1 pseudogene is annotated in these 278 nt (G+C 64.0%); it reads right to left on the bottom strand.

Features of this window, described 5'->3' with window-relative positions:
- Positions 1–102: 102 nt before the first annotated feature.
- Positions 103–278 (bottom strand): annotated as a pseudogene (locus tag ACCD03_RS25535) (alpha/beta hydrolase); the annotation flags it as partial.

Raw genomic sequence — 278 nt, forward strand, 5'->3', positions numbered from 1 at the left:
GCCCCAGACCGATGCTGAGCAGTACCACTGCCACACCAGGGCGTGTCACCTCCTAGACCCCCATTATGTCCCCTCCTGTAGCCGACCTCGTGACCGAGCCGTTCAATACCTGTCGACGTCCACGACCGCTTGGGCGAAGGCCTGCGGCGCTTCTTGCGGCAGATTGTGCCCGATGCCGCCCTGGATCAGCCGGTGCGCATACTTGCCCGCGAATTTCTTGGCGTACGCACTCGGCTCGGGACGCGGCGCACCGTCGGCATCACCTTGAAGGGTAATCG

The organism is Ralstonia sp. Ralssp135 (assembly GCF_047304345.1).
Taxonomy (GTDB): domain Bacteria; phylum Pseudomonadota; class Gammaproteobacteria; order Burkholderiales; family Burkholderiaceae; genus Ralstonia; species Ralstonia chuxiongensis.